Raw genomic sequence first — 15,362 nt, 5'->3', positions numbered from 1 at the left:
GCTTGCCTGCGGTTGATGGCCCAGGGACATTCGCGCAGGGGACTACCCGGTGCCCTGTGCATACGCCCTGAACGGACCCCGCATCAAATCAGGCTCACTTCTTCTCGCGCGGCAGCCGCCCCATCAGGAAGAACTCGTTGTTCGGCTGCATGCCGCTGAAGCTCGCCAGCCGGTTGCTCAGGCCGAAGAAGGCGGTGATGGCCGCGATATCCCAGATGTCCTCGTCGTCGAAGCCGTGCGCGTGCAGCGGCGGGAAGTCGCTGTCGTCGATCTCGTGCGAGCGCTCGCAGACCTTCATCGCAAAGTCGAGCATGGCGCGCTGGCGCGGCGTGATGTCGGCCTTGCGGTAGTTCACCGCCACCTGGTCGGCCACCAGCGGCTTCTTCTCGTAAATGCGCAGCAGCGCGCCATGCGCCACAACGCAGTACAGGCATTTGTTGGCCGCGCTGGTGGTGGTGACGATCATCTCGCGGTCGCCCTTGGTGAGCGAGCCTTCTTCCTTGAGCATCAGCGCATCGTGGTACGCGAAGAAGGCGCGCCACTCGGCCGGCCGGCGTGCGAGGGCGAGGAACACGTTGGGCACGAAGCCCGCCTTTTCCTGCACGGCGAGGATCGCGGTGCGGATGTCTTCGGGCAGGTCTTTCAGTTCGGCGAGGGGATAGCGCTCTGCGGCCATGTTGTCTCCGGTGCGGGTTGCTTTGATGGAGCCATCATAGGCAAGCCGCACCGCAGACGTGGAACCACTCCTTCTTCTACTTGAGTGCCTTGCCCTGCGTCGCACCCAGCGGCGTGTGCAATTGCGACGGCACCCACTCGCCGGTGTTGTCATTGCGCCCCTGCAGCAGATAGCGCGTGTCGGCCTTGCCGTAGTTCTGCACCGCCATCGCCGAGAACTTGCCGATGTCGGTCTTCGGGTCGCGCAGGCGGTTCACGATCAGCACCTTCTTCGTGTCGGCGAAGTCGGCCATCATGTTCTGGTCGCCTTCGCTGTCGCCGGCCACGAAGCTCGGGCCGTAGCCGTACTTGGCGACCAGGAAGCGCTGGATGTTCTTCGTCTTGCCCGGGCCCTGCGTCTGGTCGTAGCCGCGGCGGAACTCGGGCTGGATCACGCCATTGGCATCGCGCTCCAGTTCCATCGCGAGCACGCGCTCGGGCGGGTTGTTGTAGCCGAAGGCGGGGTTCGACGAGATTTCCTTGATGACATCGACGAACGAGGCCGAGCACACCCACACGTCGAAGCCCGCGTTGCGGAAGGCGGCGTACAGCGCCTGTATCTCGGGTTGCAGCCGCAGGCCGTTCTTCCAGCTCACCGACACCACACCGGCGCGGCCCGGCAGGGCTGCGGGCGACGTCCACTTGACCTTGACGATCGGCTCCTTCAGCTGCCATGCCACCGTGTCGGCCGTGAGCTTGCGCACCTGCGCCTCGGTCATGCCGGCGAAGAGGTAGGTCACCCACGGGTAGGCCGTGTCGTGGTCAAAGGTGTCGCCGATGGCTTCGTAGAGATAGCGCACCTTGGCGGTGAACGCGATGTAGTGCGGATTCAGCTTCACGGCCGCCAGCGGCTGGCTGCCCTTGAGGCCGGCATAGTTCTGATAGAGCCAGGTGTAGCTGGCCACGATGTCGGGCACCACCAGGTCGATGTTGACCGACCCGCCGGCCGCGTTGTTGAACGGCGGGAGGAAGTCTTTCTTCGGAATGTTCTTGCGCAATGCCACCTCGAGCTGCGCGGGCGTGGCGCCGAACACCAGGTTCTCGAGCTGGTAGATCAGCGAGGCTTCCTCGATGTCGAGGAAGACGCTGGTGTTGTCCCAGTCGAAGACGACGTAGGGCGGCCTGGCGGCGTTGTAGCCGGGGCTGTCCTTGCCGAGGCCGGCGATCAGGCCTTCGATCTGCGCGCGGTTGAAGGCGTCCCAGTGGCCGGGCGACAAGCCCTTGGCGGGCGAGAGGCTGGCGCAGCCGGTGGCGACGAGCGCGGTGGCGAGGGGGGTAAGGAGAATGAGGCGGCGTTGCATGCGTTCCCTGTTGTTGTGCGGTGTGGATGGGAAGCACCAAGCGTATGCGGCGCTGGTGACACTTCCGCGTCGACCTACGCATCAGCCGTGCCAGCCCACCGCATGAGCTCACGCTTGCCTCCTGCCGCCTCGACGCTCGCCGCGGCCCGCCGATCTCCACGCCAGCTTCGACACGCCGGGAATTGGAAGGCGTCTAGCCGGGCAGCCCCGGCCTCACCGCACCGGGTTGCTTCAGCACTGCGAGATCGCTCTCGTCCTTGAGCCCGACGCCGGTCAGCCCGCGGCGCAGGGATTCGCGCATCAGCCATGCCAGCTTGAACGCGGCGGTTTCATAGGACAGGCCTTCGGGCCGCACATTGGAGATGCAGTTGCGCTCGGCGTCGTGCCGGCCGCGCTTGGGCGAATGCGTGAGGTAGATGCCGAGGCTGTCGGGCGAGCTCAGGCCGGGGCGCTCGCCGATCAGCATGACGGAGAGCGCCGCGCCGAACAGCTCGCCCACCTCGTCGGCCAGCGCCACGCGTGCCTGCGTGGCGATGACCACCGGGGCGAAGCTGGTGTCGGCCGGCAGGTGCGAGCGCAATGCGGCCAGCAGCGGCGCCGCATGGCGGGCGACAGCGAGCGAGGAGAGCCCGTCGCCGATCACGACGCAGACATCGCAGCCGTAGCGGCCGTCGACGAGCAGGCGCGTGGCGTCGTCCTCGTCGAGCTGCCGGCCGAGGTCGGGGCGGCGCAGGTATTCGGTGCGGTCCGCTGCACGGCTGCGTGCGCGCGCCACCTCCCAGTGCTGCGATCGCAAGGCGGCTTCGAGCGCATCGACGTCGAGCGCGGCATGGATGGCATCGCGTGCCATCGCATGTGCCCAGCCGAAGCGCAGCGTCTCGTCGGTCGGCATGCCTGCGCCGGCGCGGCCCAGCGCCAGCCGCGCGGGCGTGGCCGAGCGCCATTGCGCCCAGGGGTTGGGTGTGACCGGTGAATCGCTCATGACGCGAGCGCGGACAGCCCGCTCATGTCGGCCAGCAGCCGGTTGGCAGCAGGCGGCGCCAGTTGCCCGGCCGCGTTGGTGATCTGCATGCGCTGCAGCCAGGCCTCGAATTCGGGCGCGCGCTTCAGGCCCAGCGTTTCGCGCAGGAAGAGCGCGTCGTGGAAGGAGGTGCTCTGGTAGTTGAGCATCACGTCGTCCGCGCCCGGGATGCCCATGATGAAGTTGATGCCCGCCGTGCCCAGCAGCACGAGCAGCGTGTCCATGTCGTCCTGGTCGGCCTCGGCGTGGTTGGTGTAGCAGATGTCGCAGCCGATGGGCAGGCCCAGCAGCTTGCCGCAGAAGTGGTCCTCGAGCCCGGCGCGGATGATCTGCTTGCCGTCGTACAGGTACTCCGGCCCGATGAAGCCGACTACCGTGTTGATGAGGAAGGGCTTGTAGCGCCGCGCCAGCGCATAGGCGCGCGCCTCGCAAGTCTGCTGGTCGACACCGAAGTTGGCATTGGCCGAGAGCGCGCTGCCCTGGCCGGTCTCGAAGTACATGACGTTGTCGCCGATGGTGCCGCGCTTGAGCGACAGCGCCGCGGCATAGGCCTCGTCGAGCAACTCGGGCGTCACGCCGAACGAGAGGTTGGCCTTCTCGGTGCCCGCGATCGACTGGAACACCAGGTCCACCGGCGCGCCGGCCTCGGCAAGCTTGAGCGTGTTGGTCACGTGCGTGAGCACGCAGCTCTGCGTGGGAATCTCGAAGCGCTGGATCACCTCGTCGAGCATGCGAAGCAACTGGCCCAGCACGGGCATGCTGTCGGAAGCGGGGTTGAGGCCGATCACCGCATCGCCCGCGCCGTAGAGCAGCCCGTCGAGCGTGGAGGCCGCCACGCCGCGCAGGTCGTCGGTCGGGTGGTTGGGCTGCAGCCGCACAGCCAAGTGGCCGGGCAGCCCGATGGTGTCGCGAAAGCGCGTGACCACGCTGCATTTCTTCGCGACCGATACCAGGTCCTGGTTGCGCATGAGCTTGGACACGGCCGCGACGATCTCGGGCGTGAGGCCCGGTGCCAGCGCGGTGAGCGTGGCGGTGGTGGCCGCTTCGGACAGCAGCCAGTTGCGCAAGTCGCCGACCGTGAGATGCGCGACCGGCGCGAACGCCTGCGCGTCGTGGCCGTCGATGATGAGGCGCGTGATGTTGTCGCTCTCGTATGGAATCAATGCTTCGGTCAGGAACTGCCTGAGCGGCGTCTCGGCCAGCACGTGGCGCGCGGCCATGCGTTGCTGCGCGGTGGCCGCGCCGATGCCCGCGAGGTAGTCGCCCGAACGCGCCGGGCTCGCGAAGGCCATGACCTGCCGCAAGTCGTCGAAGGCGAAGACATGGCTGTCGATGGTGGTGCGGTACAGCATCTGTCAGGCGGCGGTCTTCGAGGAAGACAGCATCTCGTCGGGCGCGGCCGCCTTGCGCTGCGCCGAGGTCAGCAGGAAGTAGCCGTACGCCGCTGCCATCAGCACGATGAACAGCAGCGTGAGCATGCCGTTGAACCACACCATTGCGCCCAGGCACACGACGCCGAGCCCAAGCGCAATGGCCGGGAACACGGGATAGAAGGGCGCGCGGTAGGTGCGCAGCAGGTTGGGCTCGGTGCGGCGCAGCTTGAACAGCGCTGCCATCGAGATCAGGTACATCACGATGGCGCCGAGCACGGCCATGGTCACGATGTTGGCGGTGAGCGTCTGGCCGCCGAACTGCACCCACTCGTCGCTGAAGATCGCGACCACGCCGATCACGCCGCCGGCCAGCAGCGCGCGGTGCGGCGTGTCGAAGCGCGGGCTCAGCCCGGCGAAGTAGCGCGGCAGGTACCCCGCGCGCGCCAGCGCGAAGATCTGGCGCGAGTAGCCCATGATGATTCCGTGGAACGAGGCGATCAGCCCGAACAGCCCGATCCACACCAGCATGTGCAGCCAGCCGCTGTTGTCGCCCACCACCGCCTTCATGGCCTGTGGCAGCGGATCGTTGATGTTGGCGAGCTTGCGCCAGTCGCCCACGCCGCCCGCGAAGATCATCACGCCGAAGGCCAGCACCACCAGCGTGACGATGCCCGTGGTGTACGCGATGGGAATGGTGCGGTGCGGATCGCGCGCCTCCTCGGCCGCCATGGCCGCGCCCTCGATGGCGAGGAAGAACCAGATCGCGAACGGAATGGAGGCGAAGATGCCCGAGATGGCCGCGCCGTTGAGCACGCTGCCGCCGGCCCAGCCGTTGGCCACGAAGTTGGCCATGGTCCAGCCCGGCGTGACCACGCCCATGAAGACCAGCAGCTCGACGATGGCCAGGATGGTGACGAACAGCTCGAAGGCCGCCGCGATGCCCACGCCGATCCAGTTGAGTCCGATGAAGATCACGTACGCGCCCAGCGCGAACCACTTCGGGTTGATGCCCGGAAACTGCACGTTGAGATACGCACCGATGGCCAGCGCGATGGCCGGCGGCGCGAAGACGAATTCGATCAGCGTGGCAAAGCCCGCGACGAAACCACCGTTCGGACCGAAGGCGCGCCGCGCATAGGCGAAGGGCCCGCCCGCATGCGGAATGGCGGTGGAGAGCTCGGTGAAGCTGAAGATGAAGGTGGTGTACATCGTGGCCACCAGCACCGTGGCGACGAGGAAGCCGAGTGTGCCGGCCGTGTTCCAGCCGTAGCTCCAACCAAAGTACTCACCCGAGATGACGAGGCCCACCGCGATGCCCCAGAGCTGGACGGGACCGAGCACTTTCTTGAGATGACCGGTGCCTGAATGGGCGGGCGTCGTGCCCGTGCTGGCGGCTGCGGTGGAGTTCATGCGGCTTCCTCTCTTCGTGGATGTTGACAGTGCACATTCCGCAAAGCAAGGGCTGTTCCAACACGCGCATCGGTCCCGAATATCCCCTTACAGGCCTGGCCGGCCGCTGGCCATAATCGACGACTTTCAACCTCCGAGGTCTTTCGTGAAGTCTCTTCTCTGCGCCGCACTCGTGTCCGTTCTCGCCGCTCCCGCCGCCTTTGCGCAATCCGCGCCGGTGACCACGCCCAGCGGCCTGGTCTACCAGTCGCTCAAGGAAGGCACCGGTGCCTCGCCTGCCGCGACCGACACGGTCAAGGTGCACTACCGCGGCACCTTCCCCGATACCGGCAAGGAATTCGACAGCTCCTACAAGCGCGGTGAGCCCACCGAGTTTCCGCTCAACGGCGTGATCCCGTGCTGGACCGAAGGCGTGCAGAAGATGAAGCCGGGTGGCAAGGCCAAGCTGACCTGCCCGCCGTCGATTGCCTATGGTTCGCGCGGCGCGGGCGGCGTGATTCCGCCGAACGCCACGCTCAATTTCGAAGTGGAACTGGTGTCGGTTACCAAGCGCTGATTTCAGGCTGCAGCCCCGCCCGCAGTCAGACTCCCGGCTGGTACTGATACAGCCAGGTTTCCGTAAGCGTCTTGTCCCCCGTCTTCAGGTAGAGCCGCATGTCGACCGGCTCGTTGCCTTCGGGCGTGAAGTCGAACTGCGCGCGCCAGTGCCCCGGCACGCCATTCGGCACAGCCTCGGCGAAGATGTACGAGAACTTGCCGCGCGCCGCCGTCAGCACCACCTCGGGCTTCACGCCGAAGGGCACGGTGGTCAACGGTTGGCCGACGAACTCGACCATGAACTTGCGCACGCCCTGCGGTCGCGGCTGGCCCGGCTGTCCGCCGCGGCCGATGCGCGTGGCCACGCAGCGCGCGAGCGGCGACGGAAACGGCTCCTGGTCAGTCCAGTGCAGCCGGTACTGCAGGCTGTAGCTCGCGCCCGCCTTGGCATCGGCCTTCGGCACCCAGAAGGCGACGACGTTGTCGTGGATCTCGTCGTCGGTCGGAATCTCGACGAGTTGCACCGAGCCTTCGCCCCAGTCGCCCAGTGGCTCGATCCACAGGCTCGGGCGCTTCTCGTAGCCCACGCCGTCCTGGTAATGGTCGAACGCACGGTCGCGCTGCAGCAGGCCGAAGCCACGCGGCTTGGTGTCCGCGAACGCGGATGCGCGCGTCTGCGTCGGGTTGTTGAGCGGGCGCCAGATGCGCTCGCCCGCGCCGTTCCAGATCGCGAGGCCGTCGGAGTCGTGCACCTCGGGGCGCCAGTCGATGGCCGTGGGCTTGATGGTTTCCGAGTACCAGTACATGGACGTGAGCGGCACCAGGCCCAGGCGCGACACGTCGCGGCGCAGGAACATGCGCGCGTCGATGTCCATGATCACGGCCTTGGTGCGCTGCATGACGAACTTGAACACGCCCGTCACGCTCGGTCCTTCGAGCAGCGCGTAGACCGTCATCGAGGTGGTGTTGTTCGCGGCCGGCGTCTCGAAGTAGAAGCGCGTGAAGCTCGGGAATTCCTCGGGCTTGTCGGGCACCGCCACGTCGAGCGCAATGCCGCGCGCCGACAGCCCGTACTGGTAGAGCTCGCCGATGGCGCGGAAGTACGAGGCGCCGAGGAACGCGACCCAGTCGTTCTTCTGCCAGTCGAGCTTGGCCTGGTCGCCCAGCCGGCTCTCCTGCAGGCGAAAGCCCGCGAAGCCCGCGCCCGGCGGCAGCGCGCGCGCGGGGCTGTCGGGCGGCATTGAGAAGTAGGTGGGGCTGTAGAGCACCTCGCGGGCGAACGCATCGCCGTCGGTGTTCTCGAGCACGTGCATGCGCACCGGCGTCTGGAAGAAGCGGCCGAGGTGGAAGAAGGTGACCGGGAACGCGCCGGGCCCGTCGCGGAACAGAGCGTTGGCGACGTCGAACTTGATCTTGCCGTGCGCGTCGTAGTCGATGCGATCGAGCACCTCGGGGGCCAGCGGCGCCGCGGCCGCATAGGGCCTTGCGGCGAGCGACTTCGCTTGTGCGACCAGCGCGTCGAAGGAGAAGGGAGCGGGCTGGCTCAGTTGCAGTCCGTTGGCGGCCAGTGCCTCTTCGGGCAGTCCGAGGGCGGCGAGTGCGGCAGCGGCTCCGCCGGCGGCAAGGAAGGATCGGCGATCAAGCATGTGTTTCTTGAGGGTTGCGAATCTTTGGGGGAAAGAAGGGAAAGCGGCGGAAACGACAGCGCATTTTCCGCGAATGGGAACACCGGCGAGCTTGGCCCGGCGAGGGATCGAACCGCGTCAGCCATCCAGCGCAAGCCGGGCCGGACAAAGCCGGCAATTCACGAAATTGTGCGTTTATGTATCGGCCTCGTTCCCCGTCTTCAACGCGTAGAGCGCATACAGCGGTACGCCCAGGAACAGCATCACCATCGGCGCGAACAGCGTGTAGGGCAGGCCGGCGCCTTCCAGCACGCCGTAGGTGGCGGCCAGCCGCAGGCGCGGATGGGGTTGCGTCAGCTCGGCCGGCCGATGGATGCCCCAGTGGAACTCCGCGCCGGTCGCGCGCACCGAAGGGTGCTGCTTCGCGTGGCCCACCGCGAGCCAGCACAGGGCGTCGAAGACCAGCATCGAGCCCGCAGGCGCGCGTGCGCCGAAGGTGGCGAGCACCGCCTGCACTTGCTCGGGCTTCAGGTACATCAGCACGCCTTCGGTGAACAGGAACACCGGCCGCGCATTGCGTCTGCGCGGCAGGCCCAGTTGCTCCCACCAGCCGGGCGCGGTCAGGTCGAGTTCGCGCAGGTCGTGGCGTTCGTTGGCTTCGGGGATCAACTCGCGGCGCAGTTCGAGCACTTCGGGCAGGTCGGCGTCGGTCATGCGGGACTTGCCGTCGTCCAGCCACTGGAAGTAATGGCTCAGGCCGCAGCCCATGTTCACCACGCGTGCTCCGGGGTGCTCCTTGAGGAAGTCCTGGGCCAGGCTGCGGAAGCGCCGCGTGCGCCAGAGGATGCCGTAGATGGTCGCCCGGTCTTCCGGCAGCGCGCTGCCGTCGTCGCGGATCTGCTCCAGGATGCCGGCGGCGTAGGCGTCCCGCACGGCCATCTGCGGAAAGATGGCGTCGCCCGAGGCCCGCGCAGCGAGGGGAATCCGCAAGGTGGAAGGGACGGCCGAGAGGCGCTGTGCCTTTTTTCTGGTGGTCATGAATGCGAGGGCGAGGCCATGCGCAAAGTCTGGCCGCTGCGGCATGGCGGGGCAAGTCAGTCTTTGGTTGTGCGGGCGGCCTCCACCGGCCGCCCTGTCAGTGCCCGGAAGGCTTGCCGCGCTGGCGTGCGAGATGGCGGTAGATGGTGCTGCGGTGAACGCCGAGGCGGCGCGCGGCCTTCGCCACGTCGTGCTCGCAGGCCTTCAACGCCTCGTCGATGGCGTGGCGTGTGATGGCCTGCAGCGGCTCGGCATGCGCAGGGGCGCACTCGAGCGGGTCGTCGGGCAAGACGGTAGGCTGCGCGCCCAGCAGGTGCGCGGGCAATGCGCTCGCCGTCACCGAGTCGCCCGTATCGGCCAGTGCCACGATGGCGCGCAGCGTGCTGCGCAGCTCGCGCACGTTGCCCGGCCAGCGGTAGGCGGCCAGCACTTCGAGTGCGTCGTTTTCCAGCTGCAAGTGCTTGGCCGCGCCGCCCGCTTCAAGAAACAGCCGCGCGATCAGCGCGTGCCGGTCGTCGCGCCGGCTCAAGGGAGGCAGGGCGACGGTGAACCCCGCCACGCGATACATCAGGTCGGCGCGGAAGCGTCCGGCCTCCACCAGCGCCGGCAGGTGGCCGTGCGTGGCGCAGACCAGGTCGAAGTCCACCGCCACGCCCTGGCCGCCGCCCAGCGGCGTGACCACGCGCTCCTCCAGCACGCGCAGCAGGCGCGTCTGCAGGGCCAGCGGGATCTCCGCGATCTCGTCGAGGAACAGCACCCCGCCATGCGCTTCGCGGATGCGGCCCCCCATGCCCTTGCGCTTCGCGCCGGTGAAGGCGCCTTCCTCGTAGCCGAACAGTTCGGACTCGATCAGCGTCTCGGGCAGCGAGGCGCAGTCCACCGCCACGAAGGGGCCCGTGCTGCGGCGGCTCGCGGCGTGCAGCCGGCGCGAGAAAACCTCCTTGCCGCTGCCGGTCTCGCCGTTGACCAGCACGGAGACGCCTTCGTTCAGCACCCGCACGGCCTTGTGCAGCAGAGGCTGCACATCGTCGGTTTCGGGCTCGGCCACCGCGCGCCGCGTGGGCGTGCGCGAACCGCCGGCCGCATGCGAACGCTCCATCACGGTCGCGATCTGCCTGCCGCCCGGCAGCGTCAGCAGGCTGCGCCGGTGTTCCATGCGCGGCCAGTTCGCGCCGAGAAAGGCCTCGGCGTCCAGTTCGAGAAGACCGTCCCACGAGCGCCCGAACAGCTCGAGCGCCACCCGGTTCGCCGCGACGATGCGCCCGCCCTCGATCACCATCAGCCCTTCGCGCGCGGTGCCGATCAGCGCCGGGCGCGCATGGAAGCGCAGTACGTGGCCGTTGGCCTCGGCCAGCATCATGCGGTGCTCGACCTGCTGCGCCGCCATGCGCACCAGGCCGAGCGCATGCGTGTTCACGCGCACCGTCTCGCCCGAGATGTCGAGCGCGCCCGCCAGTTCGCCGCGCCCGGTGAAGATGGGCGCTGCCGCGCATCCGAGCGTTCCGTTCTGCGCGAGGTAGTGCTCGGCGCCCAGCACCATCAGCGCCTCGCGCTCCGCCAGCGCCGTGCCGATGGCGTTGGTGCCCCGGTTGCGCTCCGACCATTCCACGCCGGGCTGCAGCGCGATGCGCTCGGCCTTGGGCAGGAAGTCGGCGCTGCCGACCTCCTCGAGAATCAGGCCGCTGGCATCCGACAGGATCACCACGCAGCCGTTGCCGACCGCATGCTCGGCCAGGCCGTCGAGCTCGGGCTGCGCGCAGTTCAGCAGCCGCATGGCCTGCTCGCGCCGTTCGCGCAGCAGGGCCAGCGCCATCGGCTCGGGGTCCGTGGCCTGGTGGCCGACCGGCCGGCAGCGCTGCCAGGAGCGCGAGATGTGCGGGGCGATCCACGGTGCGGGATCGCAGCCTTGTCCAAAGAACAGTTCGCGGGCCTGCGCCACTTTGATCGACGGCAACTGCGCTGCGCTCATGCGTGTCTCCGAGAGGTTTTCGCCTTGTGCGACATCCTAGTCGCCATGTTCGCGCGGACATGTCGCATATTGCGAATGAAAACCCCCCTGCGGCATGCGATGCCCAGGAGGAAGTACCCAGGGAATGTACCGATCCGGCCGGGTATGCGGCTTGCGATTGCTCAAGCAGGTCGCCGCATGTCGCGGCGCCGCCAGCAGCAAATGGAGACAAGTCATGGACATGCTCGAACCGGGCAAATTCGGCACCGCGGTGCCGTTCAAGAAGCGTTACGGCAACTACATCGGCGGCGAATGGGTCGCGCCGGCGGACAACCAGTATTTCGAGAACATCACGCCCGTCACCGGCAAGGTCTTCTGCGAAGTGCCGCGCTCTACCGCGGCCGACATTGAACGTGCGCTCGACGCCGCGCACAAGGCCAAGGGCCCCTGGGGCCGCACCTCGACCACCGAGCGCGCCAACATCCTCAACAGGATTGCCGACCGCATGCAGGAGAACCTGCCCATCCTGGCGGCAGCGGAGACCTGGGACAACGGCAAGCCCATCCGCGAAACCACCGCGGCCGACCTGCCGCTGGCCATCGACCACTTCCGCTACTTCGCCTCGTGTGTGCGCTCGCAGGAAGGCGGCATCAGCGAGATCGACCACGAAACCTTCGCCTACCACTTCCATGAGCCCATCGGCGTGGTCGGCCAGATCATTCCGTGGAACTTCCCGATCCTGATGGCCGTGTGGAAGCTGGCGCCCGCGCTGGCGGCCGGCAACTGCGTGGTGCTGAAGCCGGCCGAGCAGACGCCGGTGTCGATCCTCGTGCTGCTGGAGGTCATCGGCGACCTGCTGCCGCCGGGCGTGCTGAACGTGGTCAATGGCTTTGGCGTGGAGGCGGGCAAGCCGCTGGCGTCGAGCAACCGCATCGGCAAGATCGCCTTCACCGGCGAGACCACCACCGGCCGGCTGATCTCGCAGTACGCGAGCCAGAACCTGATTCCGGTCACGCTGGAGCTGGGCGGCAAGTCGCCCAACATCTTCTTCGCCGACGTGATGGACAAGGACGACGCCTTCTTCGACAAGGCGCTCGAGGGCTTCGCAATGTTCGCGCTGAACCAGGGCGAGGTCTGCACCTGCCCGTCGCGCGCGCTCATCCAGGAGTCGATCTACGACCGCTTCATGGAGCGTGCGCTGAAGCGAGTGGCAGCCATCAAGCAGGGCAGCCCGCTCGACATGGCCACCATGATCGGCGCGCAGGCCTCCGGCGAGCAGCTAGAGAAGATCCTGTCGTACCTCGACATCGGCAGGCAGGAGGGGGCGAAGGTGCTGATCGGCGGCGAGCGCCAGCGGTTCGAGGGCGACCTGGCCGACGGCTACTACGTGAAGCCGACCGTGTTCCGGGGCCACAACAAGATGCGCATCTTCCAGGAGGAGATCTTCGGCCCGGTGGTGTCGGTCACCACTTTCAAAGACGAGGAAGAGGCGCTTTCCATCGCCAACGACACCCTCTACGGCCTGGGCGCCGGCGTGTGGAGCCGCGACATGAACCGCGCCTTCCGCATGGGCCGCGGCATCCAGGCCGGCCGCGTGTGGACCAACTGCTACCACCACTACCCGGCGCACGCGGCCTTCGGCGGCTACAAGCAATCGGGCATCGGCCGCGAGAACCACAAGATGATGCTCGACCACTACCAGCAGACCAAGAACCTGCTGGTGAGCTACAGCGAGAACAAGCTGGGCTTCTTCTGATGAGCACCACCGGCGACGTCCTGCGTGTCACCGCGACCGATGCCGCGCTCGCGCTGATCGACAGGCTCGCCGAAAAGCACGGCCCGCTGATGTTCCATCAGTCGGGCGGCTGCTGCGACGGCAGCGCGCCCATGTGCTATGCCCAGGGCGAGTTCATCGTGGGCGACTACGACCGGCTGCTGGGGCACATCGGCGGCATGCCGCTCTACATCAGCGGGCCGCAGTTCGAGTATTGGCAGCACACGCAACTCATCATCGACGTGGTGCCGGGGCGCGGCGGCATGTTCTCGCTGGAAGGCCCCGAGGGCGTGCGCTTCCTGACGCGCTCGCGGCTTTTCACCGACGCGGAATGGGCCGTGCTGGAAGCCGAGGAGGCGAAGTAGGGCTGCTGCAAAAGGCCTCGGCCGAGGCGGGGCTGCCGGGCTACGAGGTCGAATCGTGGTTCGCGGTGCTCGCGCCAGCGAAGACGCCGCCCGAGGTTGTCAACAGGCTCAGCGCGGAACTCCGGAAGATCGTGGAGAGCGAAGCCTTCCGCAAGAAGGTGGACGAACAGGGCGCCTTCGCGACCTACATGGACCTGCCGACGCTCGCGAAATTCGTCGACCAGGAGCTGGCGGCGTAGTCGAAGGTGATCAAGTCGGCGGACATCAAGCCCGACTGATTCGAAATACGGGCACGACCGGCTACAGCTTGACGTTGATGATCGACAGGATGATCGCAGAGAGCGTCATCGCGACGGGCAGCTTCCGCACGGCGAGCGCATGAGCGCGGGCGACGGAGGCTTGCGTCTGCAGCAGAAGGCTGCGTTCGGAATGGATGGGTGTGGACATTTCGGACTCCTGTTTGGTTGTGGGCTTGGCGCCCTTGATGACCTCCACGATAGGCTTCGCAGGGCGCAGCGGCGCGGGCGTTTCGACGACACGGCGTTTCTGTTTTCGCAACGATGAGGCGGCAACTGGCCGGAACTTCGGGCGGCTCTTTTGGATCGGCGAGGCTTGCGTGCGGCGTGAGAATCCGGCGCCGGCGACCAATGACCGAACTAGAAAGCAAGCAGAAATCATGAACATTGCGGTGCGCGATGAACTGCGCGGCCATGGTGTGGGCACTGCGCTGTTGTGCAGAAGCAGGACGGCATCGTGTTGCGCGACATGCTCCGCATGCGCATCGAGCTCGCTGACTAGCCCGCGATCAGCTTCTGCACCAGTTCCGCGGTGGTCGCGGCCGCGTACTTGCGCATCAGCCGGGCCCGGTGCAGTTCCACCGTGCGGTGGCTGATGCCCAGCGCCTTGCCGATCTCCTTCGAGGTCAGCCCGCGCATCACCTGCGCCGCCACCTCGCGCTCGCGCGGCGTGAGTTCGGCCTTGACGGCGCGGCGCGAGCCCAGGTCCTCGAAGGTCCAGATGCCGGCCTCGTGCGGCGCGGCGCGGTTCATGGCGTGGCCGGTGACGTGGCACCAGAAGGTCTCGCCTGCGATGGCGCCGTGCAGTCCGCCCAGGCGCTTCATCATGCGGTTGTCGGCGTAGTGCCCGCTGGCATTCAGAAAGGGCTCCATGCGCTTGCCGATGCGCTCGAACTCGACCACGCTGGGGTACAGGATGCTGAACGAATGCCCGACCAATGCGGAGGGCGTTGCGCCAAAAATCTCGCACACGCGAACGTTGCAGGCCACGATGGTGCGGTTGCTCGACACCACCATGCCGACGGGCGCGTGTTCAAAGGCCAGCCGGTAATCGATCTCGGGCATCGGGGGTCACCATTACGAAATACTACGTATGCGAGTAGGTAGTATCGTTCAGGGCTTTCCCACCTCTCTCCATTCACCCATCAAGGAGCCCGAGTGAACAAGATTTATCCCACCGCGGACGCGGCACTCAAGGGGGTCGTCGCCGACGGGCAGATGCTCGCGGTCGGCGGCTTCGGCCTGTGCGGCATTCCCGAAGCGCTGATCGACGCGCTGAAGGACTCCGGCGTGCAGAACCTCACCGTCGTGTCGAACAACGCGGGCGTCGACGGCTTCGGCCTCGGCAAGCTGCTGGAGACGCGCCAGATCAAGAAAATGATTGCGTCCTACGTCGGCGAGAACAAGGAGTTCGAGCGCCAGTACCTCGCGGGCGAACTGGCCCTCGAATTCACGCCCCAGGGCACGCTGGCCGAGAAGCTGCGCGCCGGCGGCGCGGGCATCCCGGCCTTCTTCACCAAGACCGGCGTGGGCACGCAGGTGGCCGAGGGCAAGGAGCTGCGCGAGTTCGACGGCGAAACCTACGTGATGGAACGCTCGCTGGTGCCCGACGTGGCGCTGGTGAAGGCCCACGTGGCCGACAAGTCGGGCAACCTGCGCTTTCGCCTCACGGCGCGCAACTTCAACCCGGCCGCCGCCATGGCCGGCAAGATCTGCATCGTCGAGGTCGAGAAGATCGTCGAGGTGGGCGAACTGGCCCCCGACGACATCCACCTGCCGGGCATCTACGTGCACCGCATCGTGCTCAACGCCAAGCCCGAGAAGCGCATCGAGAAGCGCACCGTGAGCGCCTCGGTCGATGCCGTCGCCGCCAAGGTCGAGGCTCAGACCGCCATCGCCCAGGCCGCTGCCGGCAGTGAAGTGCCAGCCAAGGTCGTCAACAAGAAAGAAGGAGCCTGAG

The 15,362-nt window shown here is 67.2% G+C and carries 15 protein-coding genes; 5 read left to right on the top strand and 10 right to left on the bottom strand.

Annotated elements, in window-relative coordinates; genetic code table 11:
* Positions 1-94: 94 nt before the first annotated feature.
* From ACCC97_RS13485 to eat, 5 genes are all read right to left on the bottom strand, one after another.
* Complete coding sequence (locus tag ACCC97_RS13485; protein ID WP_007834477.1) at positions 95-676, bottom strand: peroxidase-related enzyme; 582 nt, start codon at positions 674-676, stop codon at positions 95-97.
* A gap of 76 nt (positions 677-752) precedes the next feature.
* On the bottom strand, positions 753-2,015 hold the full coding sequence (locus ACCC97_RS13480) for an HAD family hydrolase (RefSeq protein ID WP_007834479.1): 1,263 nt from the start codon (positions 2,013-2,015) through the stop codon (positions 753-755).
* 193 nt (positions 2,016-2,208) lie between these two features.
* Positions 2,209-2,997, bottom strand: coding sequence for an ethanolamine ammonia-lyase subunit EutC (gene eutC / locus ACCC97_RS13475; protein ID WP_007834489.1), 789 nt, complete (start codon positions 2,995-2,997; stop codon positions 2,209-2,211).
* Positions 2,994-4,388: an ethanolamine ammonia-lyase subunit EutB gene (locus ACCC97_RS13470; RefSeq protein ID WP_413333288.1), complete on the bottom strand. Its 1,395-nt coding sequence runs from the start codon at positions 4,386-4,388 to the stop codon at positions 2,994-2,996. Before ACCC97_RS13470 ends, eutC begins: the two co-directional genes overlap by 4 nt.
* 3 nt (positions 4,389-4,391) lie before the next feature.
* Complete coding sequence (eat, locus tag ACCC97_RS13465) at positions 4,392-5,819, bottom strand: ethanolamine permease (RefSeq protein WP_413312196.1); 1,428 nt, start codon at positions 5,817-5,819, stop codon at positions 4,392-4,394.
* Positions 5,820-5,964: 145 nt separating this feature from the next.
* Between eat and ACCC97_RS13460 the strand changes: the two genes are divergently transcribed.
* Positions 5,965-6,375, top strand: a complete 411-nt coding sequence (locus ACCC97_RS13460; RefSeq protein ID WP_007834494.1) for an FKBP-type peptidyl-prolyl cis-trans isomerase — start codon at positions 5,965-5,967, stop codon at positions 6,373-6,375.
* Between the two features lie 25 nt (positions 6,376-6,400).
* On the opposite strand, the gene ACCC97_RS13455 is transcribed toward ACCC97_RS13460, so the two are convergent.
* The 3 genes from ACCC97_RS13455 to ACCC97_RS13445 form a co-directional block, all read right to left on the bottom strand.
* A complete protein-coding gene (locus ACCC97_RS13455; protein ID WP_413333285.1) occupies positions 6,401-8,002 on the bottom strand; it encodes a glucan biosynthesis protein in 1,602 nt (533 codons plus the stop codon).
* A gap of 174 nt (positions 8,003-8,176) precedes the next feature.
* Positions 8,177-9,019 carry a class I SAM-dependent methyltransferase gene (locus tag ACCC97_RS13450; RefSeq protein WP_086012109.1) on the bottom strand — a complete coding sequence of 281 codons (843 nt, stop codon included), beginning with the start codon at positions 9,017-9,019 and terminating at the stop codon, positions 8,177-8,179.
* Between the two features lie 97 nt (positions 9,020-9,116).
* Positions 9,117-10,988 (bottom strand): sigma-54-dependent Fis family transcriptional regulator, encoded by a 1,872-nt coding sequence (locus ACCC97_RS13445; RefSeq protein WP_413333283.1) that lies wholly within the window; start codon positions 10,986-10,988, stop codon positions 9,117-9,119.
* 214 nt (positions 10,989-11,202) lie between these two features.
* Between ACCC97_RS13445 and adh the strand changes: the two genes are divergently transcribed.
* From adh to ACCC97_RS13430, 3 genes are read left to right on the top strand one after another with little or no spacing between them, the layout of a single operon-like run.
* Positions 11,203-12,723, top strand: coding sequence for an aldehyde dehydrogenase (adh, locus tag ACCC97_RS13440; protein WP_413333281.1), 1,521 nt, complete (start codon positions 11,203-11,205; stop codon positions 12,721-12,723).
* Positions 12,723-13,106, top strand: a complete 384-nt coding sequence (locus ACCC97_RS13435; protein WP_413333279.1) for a DUF779 domain-containing protein — start codon at positions 12,723-12,725, stop codon at positions 13,104-13,106. The genes adh and ACCC97_RS13435 overlap by 1 nt, the downstream gene beginning before the upstream one ends.
* A complete protein-coding gene (locus tag ACCC97_RS13430; protein ID WP_413333277.1) occupies positions 13,073-13,345 on the top strand; it encodes a tripartite tricarboxylate transporter substrate-binding protein in 273 nt (90 codons plus the stop codon). Before ACCC97_RS13435 ends, ACCC97_RS13430 begins: the two co-directional genes overlap by 34 nt.
* Positions 13,346-13,406: 61 nt before the next feature.
* On the opposite strand, the gene ACCC97_RS13425 is transcribed toward ACCC97_RS13430, so the two are convergent.
* Both ACCC97_RS13425 and ACCC97_RS13420 read right to left on the bottom strand, forming a co-directional pair.
* Positions 13,407-13,790: a hypothetical protein gene (locus ACCC97_RS13425; protein WP_413333275.1), complete on the bottom strand. Its 384-nt coding sequence runs from the start codon at positions 13,788-13,790 to the stop codon at positions 13,407-13,409.
* 110 nt (positions 13,791-13,900) lie between these two features.
* Positions 13,901-14,467, bottom strand: coding sequence for a LuxR C-terminal-related transcriptional regulator (locus ACCC97_RS13420; RefSeq protein ID WP_007834514.1), 567 nt, complete (start codon positions 14,465-14,467; stop codon positions 13,901-13,903).
* Between the two features lie 93 nt (positions 14,468-14,560).
* On the opposite strand from ACCC97_RS13420, the gene ACCC97_RS13415 reads away from it, so the two are divergent.
* Positions 14,561-15,361 (top strand): CoA transferase subunit A, encoded by an 801-nt coding sequence (locus tag ACCC97_RS13415; protein ID WP_007834516.1) that lies wholly within the window; start codon positions 14,561-14,563, stop codon positions 15,359-15,361.
* Position 15,362 lies beyond the last annotated feature (1 nt).

It is taken from the genome of Variovorax sp. Varisp85, assembly GCF_047304045.1.
In the GTDB taxonomy this organism is placed as follows: domain Bacteria; phylum Pseudomonadota; class Gammaproteobacteria; order Burkholderiales; family Burkholderiaceae_C; genus Variovorax.
The sequence above is the reverse complement of the archived record's forward strand: the minus strand, read 5'-3'. Positions and strand labels throughout refer to the sequence as shown.

What these genes read in the sequence shown, in the direction of transcription:
- ACCC97_RS13455 (WP_413333285.1), bottom strand. Translation starts at nt 8,002, where the DNA reads ATGCTTGATCGCCGATCCTTCCTTGCCGCCGGCGGAGCCGCTGCCGCA.
- ACCC97_RS13470 (WP_413333288.1), bottom strand. Translation starts at nt 4,388, where the DNA reads ATGCTGTACCGCACCACCATCGACAGCCATGTCTTCGCCTTCGACGAC.
- adh (WP_413333281.1), top strand. Translation starts at nt 11,203, where the DNA reads ATGGACATGCTCGAACCGGGCAAATTCGGCACCGCGGTGCCGTTCAAG.
- ACCC97_RS13420 (WP_007834514.1), bottom strand. Translation starts at nt 14,467, where the DNA reads ATGCCCGAGATCGATTACCGGCTGGCCTTTGAACACGCGCCCGTCGGC.
- ACCC97_RS13430 (WP_413333277.1), top strand. Translation starts at nt 13,073, where the DNA reads ATGGGCCGTGCTGGAAGCCGAGGAGGCGAAGTAGGGCTGCTGCAAAAG.
- ACCC97_RS13480 (WP_007834479.1), bottom strand. Translation starts at nt 2,015, where the DNA reads ATGCAACGCCGCCTCATTCTCCTTACCCCCCTCGCCACCGCGCTCGTC.
- ACCC97_RS13450 (WP_086012109.1), bottom strand. Translation starts at nt 9,019, where the DNA reads ATGACCACCAGAAAAAAGGCACAGCGCCTCTCGGCCGTCCCTTCCACC.
- ACCC97_RS13445 (WP_413333283.1), bottom strand. Translation starts at nt 10,988, where the DNA reads ATGAGCGCAGCGCAGTTGCCGTCGATCAAAGTGGCGCAGGCCCGCGAA.
- ACCC97_RS13435 (WP_413333279.1), top strand. Translation starts at nt 12,723, where the DNA reads ATGAGCACCACCGGCGACGTCCTGCGTGTCACCGCGACCGATGCCGCG.
- eutC (WP_007834489.1), bottom strand. Translation starts at nt 2,997, where the DNA reads ATGAGCGATTCACCGGTCACACCCAACCCCTGGGCGCAATGGCGCTCG.
- ACCC97_RS13425 (WP_413333275.1), bottom strand. Translation starts at nt 13,790, where the DNA reads ATGTTCATGATTTCTGCTTGCTTTCTAGTTCGGTCATTGGTCGCCGGC.
- ACCC97_RS13485 (WP_007834477.1), bottom strand. Translation starts at nt 676, where the DNA reads ATGGCCGCAGAGCGCTATCCCCTCGCCGAACTGAAAGACCTGCCCGAA.
- eat (WP_413312196.1), bottom strand. Translation starts at nt 5,819, where the DNA reads ATGAACTCCACCGCAGCCGCCAGCACGGGCACGACGCCCGCCCATTCA.